Source organism: Chroococcidiopsis sp. CCALA 051, assembly GCF_003015105.1.
Taxonomy (GTDB): Bacteria; Cyanobacteriota; Cyanobacteriia; order Cyanobacteriales; family Chroococcidiopsidaceae; genus Chroococcidiopsis; species Chroococcidiopsis thermalis.
The window spans coordinates 1-8,898 of record NZ_PYCI01000203.1 but is presented as its reverse complement, the minus strand read 5'-3'; the positions used below and the strand labels follow the sequence as shown (position 1 = coordinate 8,898).

General features: G+C 44.4%; 11 protein-coding genes. 3 read left to right on the top strand and 8 right to left on the bottom strand.

Features of this window, described 5'->3' with window-relative positions; translation table 11 throughout:
- Positions 1–61 precede the first annotated feature (61 nt).
- Both ubiE and C7Y66_RS29060 read left to right on the top strand, forming a co-directional pair.
- Positions 62–754, top strand: coding sequence for a bifunctional demethylmenaquinone methyltransferase/2-methoxy-6-polyprenyl-1,4-benzoquinol methylase UbiE (ubiE, locus tag C7Y66_RS29065; RefSeq protein WP_106548203.1), 693 nt, complete (start codon positions 62–64; stop codon positions 752–754).
- A 174-nt stretch (positions 755–928) separates the two neighbouring features.
- A complete protein-coding gene (locus tag C7Y66_RS29060; protein WP_015153830.1) occupies positions 929–2,167 on the top strand; it encodes a DUF445 domain-containing protein in 1,239 nt (412 codons plus the stop codon).
- Between the two features lie 25 nt (positions 2,168–2,192).
- Here the strand turns inward: C7Y66_RS29060 and C7Y66_RS29055 are convergent, their stop codons facing one another.
- Positions 2,193–2,702: an allophycocyanin subunit beta gene (locus tag C7Y66_RS29055; protein WP_015153831.1), complete on the bottom strand. Its 510-nt coding sequence runs from the start codon at positions 2,700–2,702 to the stop codon at positions 2,193–2,195.
- A 269-nt stretch (positions 2,703–2,971) separates the two neighbouring features.
- On the opposite strand from C7Y66_RS29055, the gene C7Y66_RS29050 reads away from it, so the two are divergent.
- Positions 2,972–3,655: a hypothetical protein gene (locus C7Y66_RS29050; RefSeq protein WP_106548202.1), complete on the top strand. Its 684-nt coding sequence runs from the start codon at positions 2,972–2,974 to the stop codon at positions 3,653–3,655.
- Positions 3,656–3,718: 63 nt separating this feature from the next.
- Here C7Y66_RS29050 and C7Y66_RS29045 read toward each other — a convergent pair whose 3' ends face one another.
- The 7 genes from C7Y66_RS29045 to C7Y66_RS29020 all read right to left on the bottom strand — a co-directional run bounded on the left by C7Y66_RS29045 (position 3,719) and on the right by C7Y66_RS29020 (position 8,787).
- Positions 3,719–5,092 carry a glutamine synthetase family protein gene (locus tag C7Y66_RS29045; RefSeq protein ID WP_233222902.1) on the bottom strand — a complete coding sequence of 458 codons (1,374 nt, stop codon included), beginning with the start codon at positions 5,090–5,092 and terminating at the stop codon, positions 3,719–3,721.
- Positions 5,089–5,250 carry a hypothetical protein gene (locus C7Y66_RS33610; RefSeq protein WP_199197711.1) on the bottom strand — a complete coding sequence of 54 codons (162 nt, stop codon included), beginning with the start codon at positions 5,248–5,250 and terminating at the stop codon, positions 5,089–5,091. The genes C7Y66_RS29045 and C7Y66_RS33610 overlap by 4 nt, the downstream gene beginning before the upstream one ends.
- A 25-nt stretch (positions 5,251–5,275) precedes the next feature.
- Positions 5,276–5,389 carry an MGMT family protein gene (locus C7Y66_RS33605; protein ID WP_199197710.1) on the bottom strand — a complete coding sequence of 38 codons (114 nt, stop codon included), beginning with the start codon at positions 5,387–5,389 and terminating at the stop codon, positions 5,276–5,278.
- A 96-nt stretch (positions 5,390–5,485) separates the two neighbouring features.
- Positions 5,486–6,292, bottom strand: a complete 807-nt coding sequence (locus tag C7Y66_RS29035) for a PD-(D/E)XK nuclease family protein (protein WP_370143989.1) — start codon at positions 6,290–6,292, stop codon at positions 5,486–5,488.
- 31 nt (positions 6,293–6,323) lie between these two features.
- Positions 6,324–6,755, bottom strand: a complete 432-nt coding sequence (locus C7Y66_RS29030; RefSeq protein ID WP_106548201.1) for a DUF6335 family protein — start codon at positions 6,753–6,755, stop codon at positions 6,324–6,326.
- Between the two features lie 173 nt (positions 6,756–6,928).
- The gene (locus C7Y66_RS29025; RefSeq protein WP_106548200.1) at positions 6,929–7,720 is read right to left on the bottom strand and encodes an alpha/beta fold hydrolase; all 792 of its coding nucleotides are present in this window, start codon (positions 7,718–7,720) and stop codon (positions 6,929–6,931) included.
- Positions 7,717–8,787, bottom strand: coding sequence for an AI-2E family transporter (locus C7Y66_RS29020; protein ID WP_106548199.1), 1,071 nt, complete (start codon positions 8,785–8,787; stop codon positions 7,717–7,719). Before C7Y66_RS29020 ends, C7Y66_RS29025 begins: the two co-directional genes overlap by 4 nt.
- Positions 8,788–8,898 lie beyond the last annotated feature (111 nt).

Below are 8,898 nucleotides of genomic sequence, written 5' to 3'. Positions count from 1 at the left end.
CCCTTATCTTCCCCCTTTCCCTTATCCCCTCACTCCTCACTCCTCACTCCTCACCCCTCATATGGAAGTTCAACAGATATTCGATCGCATTGCCCCAGTTTACGATCGCTTAAATGACTTGCTGAGTTTAGGTCAGCACCGCATTTGGAAGCAAATGACAGTTAAGTGGAGCCAAGCAAGCTTGGGGGATACCTGTGTCGATTTGTGTTGTGGTAGCGGCGATTTAGCGCTGCGCCTCGCCCGTCAAGTAGGAGCTAACGGACGAGTATACGGGGTAGATTTTTCATCGCAACTGCTGGCGATCGCCCAACAACGCAGCCAAAGCCAATATCCCCAACCCCCGATTTCTTGGGTAGAAGCAGATGTATTGAATTTACCTTTTGCCAATAATCATTTTGATGCTGCAACGATGGGCTATGGACTGCGTAACGTTATCGATATTCCTTGTTGCTTAAAAGAACTGCATCGAGTCCTCAAACCTGGTGCTAAAGCGGCAATTTTAGACTTTCATCGTCCTGAAAATTCTCAATTTAGAGCTTTTCAACAATGGTACTTAGATAATCTCGTCGTTCCCGCCGCGCGTCACTTCGATCTCACGGAAGAATACGCCTATATCAGCCCCAGTTTAGATCGATTTCCTTCAGGTAAAGCACAAGTTCAACTCTCGCAAGAAGTAGGGTTTGCAACAGCCACTCACTACCCAATTGCCAACGGTATGATGGGGATATTGGTCTTAACTAAGGGATGGGGTTAGGAATTCGGAATTCGGAATTCGGAATTCGGAATTAAAACACGCACTACACTCTTTCCCGACTCCTGTACGGGCGGGTTTTGACCGAGAATTCATTGCCTCAGTTACTATCTATTTGCGCGCACCCGCCCCTACGACTCCCCATTTCCCACTCCCTAACTCTCATCTCCTGCTTGTATGGATTGGTCTCATTTCTGGGTTTATGTTAGTCCGCCGATCGCGGGAGCAATTATTGGCTATTTCACGAACGATTTAGCCATTAAAATGCTGTTTCGTCCCTACCGAGCGCGTTATTTTGCCGGAAGACAATTACCTTTTACTCCTGGTTTAATTCCTCGCAACCAAGAACGCTTGGCAAAGCGGGTGTCGGACACGATCATGGGTTCTCTACTGACACCAGAGGAATTGCAGAAGTTGACGCGGCGATTGCTGCAACCGGAGCGAGTGCGAGGAGGGATAGAATGGCTGTTAAGACTGGCGATCGAACAGGTTCGTACTGATAGAGATCAAAGAGCAACCAAAATTCTGGCGGGAATTTTACGCGATTTGGTTGGGGAATCTTTACCGCGTTTGTTTAAGGTGTTGTTACGACGAGAAGAGTTTTTAGGCACTCAACTCAATCAAATTTTCGACCAAGTATTACTTGAGTTTCAACTCAGCGACGAGCAAGCGGGGAGGTTAGCTGATTGGTTGCTGCAAGTCGTTCTTCCACCAGACGCAATTCGCCAGTTAGTCATCGATCTTTTAACCGATCGCACAATTCAAATTATTGATGAGAGTTTTCGCGAAAAAACGAGCGGTACGTATTGGGTAGTTGCTAACTTATTTGGTTTGCGTAACACTTTGGCGCGCCTGCGAACGTTTTGTTTGGACGAAAGAGAAGTTACGAATGCGCGGATTAAGGAGTTAATTCAAGAGCTTCAAGTCCGCGAGCGCCTTAAAGTTTGGTTGAAAAGTTTATCGTTGCAAAATTTACCTGTTTCTACTGTAAAGCAATTACGCAATACAATTCGAGAAACAGCAATCGGCTATTCTCAAATTCACGGACCAGAGTTTATTCAAGGATTTAGCGATTCGATTGATTGGGAAAATACTGCTAGCGTGCTGCTCAATCGTTTGCGTAACTCTCCTGCTTTCAGTTCTTCTCTAACCGCGATCGGTCAAGAGTTATCTTTAATTTTGGAGCGTTATTTAGAGCAAGATTTAGAAAATTTGGTGGCACAGGCACTTCCAATTCTATCGATCGACCAGGTAATTATCGATCGCGTCAAATCTACCTCTCCCGCCGAATTAGAAGCTGCGATCGAAGGAATTGTCAAAAATGAGTTACAGGCAATTGTTAACTTAGGTGGTGTTCTCGGTTTTGTCGTGGGACTATTTCAAGCCGGATTGTTATTTTTCCAACAAATTCAGTAGGGTGGGCATTGCCCACCACACTTTGCTAAATTTCCGTTTCGCTAATCTCACGCACGACGTAATCGAATGGTTCATCGACAAACGTAATGTTAGTCATTCCAGCCGTCACTAACTTTTCTTTGACGATATTTTTCATCAGCTGGATACTTCGAGCAGTGGGACCTAAAGGGATTCCTAGAGAGTTGAACGTATCTCGCAAACCAGCCAGCAATCGCTCGTCTAAGACGCTAGCATCTCCAGCCACGATCGCATAGCTACAATATCGCAAGAAGTAGTTCATATCTCGCACGTACATATTGTAGCGGCGTGTTGTGTAAGCATTGCCACCTGGACTAACTAGCTCTGGATATTCTTGGAATAATAGACTAACTGCTGTTTTGACAATCTCAGCTGCATTGGAACCAATAACGCCTGCTACCTGTACCCGTTTCTCACCATCAGCCAGAAACTCTTTCAGAGTCTCAACAACCTCGCGATTTAAAGAACTACCCGTTAAATCGCAATTCTTGGCTACGCTTGTTAATTTATCTTGCATTAGATTCCTCTCCGAAACGTTTATATTAAAACAACTATTCCGCTGGAAACCTGAAGCTAAAAGAGTGATATATCGTTCTAAAAATTGGGTCTTAGGATTGAGTCTACCATAACGATCTGCTCTAACTATTTTGCTCTAACTATAATGAGATTATTGGTATTCATCTGTAGCGTAGCTGCATAGTGACTCTCTACAAATTTATGCCATCTGCTCAAAATGAGTTGGCAGAGATAGGCTTGAGATAGCACGATCGCAGGAGATTGTTGAGGATGAGATCTCAAGCAGAAAATGGCACTTCAATTCTGGAGCGAACAAAAGATTGGGTAGCTGCGGCTGGCGATACTTTTAGCCATACGATCGCGCGGATAACTACCACAACTCAAGATGCTGCTGGCAGTCTAGCAGATCAGGCGATCGCACCGATTGCCTCCACGCAAGTAACATTATTTCAGAGTTGGTTAGAAGCACATCCAACCGTAGAGAGATCGCTACAAGTTCTGAATTGGGCAACAGAACACCCCATTATAAGTGTAATTATACTGTTATTTGTCATTGCGATTGCCTGGAGTTTAATTAAATCTATCGGACGCTTGCTTGAAAAGTTCTGTTTGTCAGTATTACAAATGCCGCTGAAATTAGGGTATTTTTTAATTCAAATGAGCTGGCGATCGCTGCATAAATTATTCGCTCGATTTAGCCTAAAACCTACTCGAAGAAACATGCATCAAATGCACGTCGTACCGACATCAAATGCGCAAACAAATTATACCGACCAACACCAGCGACTATTAGAAATTTCTGCTAAGTTAGCCCTGCTTAATCAAGAGCAAAACGAGTTGATGCGGGAAGCTCTCTCAATTCTTAGCTCAAATCAAATTGCCACAGAAGATATTCCCAAAAATTTTCAGCACGAAGTCTTTTCAAATATTGATAAAAGCATATTTCAAAGTTAGTAAAGTGGGCATTGTCCACCCTACTTTGAACTTTTGACTTTGAACTTTTGACTTTTGACTTCCTTAATATCTTTCCAATAACAACTTGACTTCTTCTTTCAACGCCCAATCTTTCATGGCTTCCCACTCAGCCAGACGGACGGCAATGTATGCTTGAGCGAGTTCTTTGCCTAAAGCATCGAGGAGAACTTTATCGATTTGGAGATTGGCGATCGCCTCACCTAAATTTGTTGGTAGGGCATCAATTCCCTTCGCTGCTCGTTCCGATTGGGACATAGATCCTGGGTCAACTGCGATCGCCTCTTTTGGTTCGAGTTGACGACGCACGCCGTCCAATCCAGCGGTGATGACTGCGCCTAGAGCGATGTAGGGATTGGCAGAAGCATCAACAGTTTTGATTTCAATCTGCGTCGGACTGGGACTTGCAGGATCGCTAGGAACTCGGATCGCGGCTTCGCGGTTGTCGTATCCCCAAGTACGAAAAGCCCCACTCCAGGAGTGAGGGCGAATGCGACGATAGGAGTTGATACTAGGGGTAGTCAGTGCCATCAAGGCGGGTAAATGCTCCAAAATGCCAGCAATAAAAGCACGGGCAATTTTTGAGATTCCAGGCGCGTTCCCAGTGTCGGAAATCAGATTTTTACCATCTTGCCAGAGACTCAGGTGCAGGTGACAACCACTACCCGCTTGTTCGGCAAAGATTTTTGGTAGAAACGAGGCTTTGAGTTTGTGGCGCAATGCTACTGCACGCACGGTTTCCCGAAAAGCAATTTGGTAATCTGCTGCTGACAAAGCGCGGGTGTAACGCACTGAAATTTCATGTTGTCCGCCACCAGATTCGGGATGGTACTGTTCTACAGGGATATTTTGGGCGAGGAGGGCTTCAGCAATTTCGTTAATAACTGCTAAATTAGCATCCATCGCGAAAGTAGAAGCAAAGACCGTGCGATCGCCTGGTTCTACTCCCAATCCATTCTCAGCGGGATGGAGTAGATAAAATTCATTTTCAAACGCTGCCATCACCTCTATCCCTGCTTCTTGCGCCGCCGCGATCGCTCGTTTCAAAAAGTCTCGCGGACAGTAAGCCCAAGGAATGCCATCTTGCATCATATCGCCAATCGCGCGAGCGTGACCTGTAGAATAAGGCAGTACGCTCAAGGTATTCCAATCTGGGATTAAGCGAATTTCACCTACAGGACTCAACCCCGTTTCCGCCACTACTACGTCGTGCATCACGGGAACCGCTTGCTGTGCCGCACTAATGCCGACTCCATAATCCACTAGCTGAGATAACGCGCCGATGTGTATTGCTTTGCCACGAATGATATTGGCATTGTCGCACCAGAGAATACGAATAAATTGCACCCTACTTGCCTGTAAGGTTTTATAAATCGTGTCTTGCATCATGGCGCTTCCTGCATTGCCGTGGAAATTCATTTTTGAGGTTCCGTATACTGTTGCTTTGAATACCTTTGCTCTAACTCCAGTAGTGCTTGCTTGCAGGTAATTCCCCAGCGATCGCCTTCTAAACTACCTGTAGTAACTACCCGAATGACAGGTAAAAATGAGGGCAATTGGGTTAGTCGCACAGGCACGGACAACGGCGCGGATGGCAGTTGGCTACCCGATACTGCGGGTAATATCGCTGTATGTTACGGTCGTACCAATGGGAATGGTTTGTAGCGCCTGCCAAACTTGCAGTTGAAATGCAGTAGCTTTGACATCATAAGGCAAATTGGGGAAGAGCGAACGACCACTGAGATAATTTGTTAAAGATTCTACCTTTGACGTATTCTTGCATCGGCTAGTTGTAATAGATGGGGTTAAATCTCAACCAAGAGAAACTTCTGGAATATCTACTAAATCGGGCAACCAATTTTGACTGCTAGCTGCTGAATCGTCGCGATCGCGATCGCGCTGGCAACGAGTGGCAAATTGACAATATTCGCAGTTTTTATTTCCTTCTGGAATTTGCGGAAATGGTTCGCCTAGTTCGTAGCATTTCAACCAATAGGTAAATCTATGTAATAACTGCTGTAATTCTTTAGCTGTTTTTTCGTGTTTGGCTTGAGAGTAGGTAAATTTAATTTGTTGTAACGATTTTGGCTGCGCTACTTCTAGAGAAGATGGGACATACCAATAAGTCATCGAAATCTGTTCTGGCAGGTAATCGCTGGTTTCGGCTAAGACATATAAATATAGCCTTGTCTGCCAATTTTTTTCGAGCTGAGCTTTTTTTGGTAATTTGGGGTTTGTCTTCCAGTCGAAAATTTGGGCTTGGCGATCGTCTGCGATTAATAAGTCGTAAATAACCGATAATAAATAATCTTGCACTTGCAGCGTGCGATAATGTTCGCTTTCGCGAAAAATCTGCCGATTTGCATCTAGATTTAAAATTTCTGGTGCAGCAGTCGCAAAGGCATTCATCCAGTGTTGTAACTGGATGTCTTCCTGCACTAAAGATTCAATTGGCAAGCCCAATTCTCGCTGTTGCATCAGCAAGTGAAACCGACTTCCCCAAGCTTGTCTTTCTTGTTGTTCCGATGTCGTAGGCGAACCGAATAGATCTAAATAGGTATGTTGAAATTGACGCGGGCAACGTTCTAGCAAGTTGAGTTGTCCTTGAGATAGACGCATCATAGTGCGATCGCAGGCGATTTGATTCAAATTATTCTCCGTGTTCCTGATAATCTTCTGACGATTCAGGGTTGAGTTCCCAGCGTTCGAGATCGCGTTGCTGCAAATTTTTCCAGGTTTCTACTGGCTGTCCGTCTATTGAGGTAATCCCCATTGAATGCAACAGATTCTCAGTCACGCTTTGATCGGGGGTGGGATTGTCTCCCCCAACTGCTTCTTCGCCGACAACCTCGGCTTGATACCAATCATCGTCAAGATCGCCGCCCGTCACGTCTTCAGCATAGATCGATGGATTTTTCAATCGCTTGAGGATAGTACCGATTTCCGCATCGCGATCGCTCAATTCCTCGAAAACTATGTCGATATTGTCCGTACCAATGAGATCTGCTAATAACAACTCTTCATTTTCAACTGATGGCTTTGATGAAGGGTTGACTGCATCAGAAGGATTTGTACCTGCCATAAGACTCGCTCCTTGCAGCCTAGATAAGAGATGGTTCTCTGTCTCTTGATACTTACAATTTTAACCCTAACTATGCCAGCTCTCAGTAATTTGTAATACTTAGCCTTATGGCTGTCATTTGTCATTTGTCATTTGTCGCTTGTCATTTGTCATTAAACTAACAGGCGATCGCCTCAATCTAACTCAACTTGCTTGATAAAATCAAGCGCGATCGATGCAAGTTTTTCGGGATGCCAAAGCATCCATTCATGATAACCTTCTTTAACAATAGTTAGTGTAGAATTTGGAATGAGATTAGCCATGTCTCGTGCTACAGATAATGGTGTAGTTAGATCTTTCTCCGACCATAATATTAAGCAAGGGGCTTTAATACTAGGTAATAAATGTGTCGAGTCTTGATACAATGAAATGAGTAAGGCATAAATAATATTTCCAGTATTAAATAAGAGATTATGAGTAAAGACTTTAGGAATATCAAAAAACTGTAACTTTAGCTTGGGAATAGAAATTTGAGCGGTCATCTCAATTGCTCTACGCGGTACAATTTCTGGAATAGATACAGATGGAATTCCCGTGCTATCTAATAAAACTAGACTTTTTACCCGCTCTGGAATGAGAGTCGCTAAAGTAATAGCGATTCCTCCACCTAACGAGTGTCCCACCAGATGCACTTGTGGAAGATTTAGTGCTTCTAAGAATGAAACAATGAATTTTGCATAGCTGTGGTAATCAGAAATTAGATTATGGTAGGAGGAACGAGCAAAACTAGGTAAATCGGGAGCGATGACAGCGTGTTGTTCGGCGATGAGTTCTAAAACTTCTTGGTAAGGCTCGGATGAGATTCCCCAGCCATGTAAAAACAGAATGGGAGTTGAAGAATGCCGAACGCTTTGCTGATAAAAAATGCTGCAATCTTGCACTTGGATGCGATAGTCAACAAAATGATTTAAAGTTTTAGCATTCATATTTCAACTTGTCCTCTTGTCTCTTTGTCTTCCTTACTTTCTTTTTCTCCTTGCCATCGGTTGAGAATATCTTTAACCAAAACTTCTTTTAACCAAATTTGAGTCACGATTAATAATGGAATAGCAAGAAATAAGCCTAAAAAACCGAACAAACTGGCAAATACAACGACAGCAAGAATAGTGAATACGGGTAACAAAGAAACTTCTCGTTGCATGATTATTGGTACGAGTACTAAACTTTCAAACTGCTGAATCGCTAGATATAAAACAATAACCGCTCCGGCTTTCCAAGGAGCATCTAAAAGTGCCAGCAAAACCGGAGGAATGACGCTTAAAGTAGGTCCCACGTTAGGAATAAATTCCAATAAGCCTGCTATTAAAGCATTCACTAAAGGTAATGGAACTCCTAAAAGAGATAATCCAATAAAAGAGACGACTCCAATCCCTACCATTGCGAAGAGAGTGCCTTTAATCCAACCAACTAAAGAGTCTTCGCATTCTGAAAGAATCTCGTCCACTCGACGACGATAGAAAGCAGGAAAAGCAAGAATCAACGTGCGGCGATAGGGGACGGGATTGAGTAGCAGCATAATCGTGAGGACAAAAAATAGGAGGAAATTCACCACCGCCGCCAAAGAGTTATTCAACACGGTGACAAAGTTACCCAATATTCCCCCTACAAAAGACTGAAGTTGTTGAGTCAGATTGCTCAAGGGTGGAGCGGCTTCTAAAACTCGTCCAGGGATTAAACTGCGTACCCAGTTGTACCAGCCAAGCACCCGCTCCGATATTTCTGGCAGGAGCTTTACCAACTGTTGCAATTGCTCTACGATACGCGGCACGACGATCGCGAAAATCCCAGCCACGATCGCGAGTAAGGCAATAACCGTAATTGCTATGGCAATCCCGCGCTGGATGCGATAGCGCTGAAGCAACCGCACGACTCGGTTGAGAACCGTTGCCAAGATAACAGCAGCGAATATGAGCAAAACAACTTGTCGCAGTTGCCACAGAACGTAGAGAGAGATAATCAGGGCGAGAAAACCAATCCATTGCCCGATCCGCACAGCACCGCCTCCATTTTTTGGCTATTGCCAGCAATTTTGCTGTTACTGTATGCCCTTGCCGCGATCGGTGTCTTCCTCCTTAGGGGGAAGGGAGCGCACGAGCGCACGAGC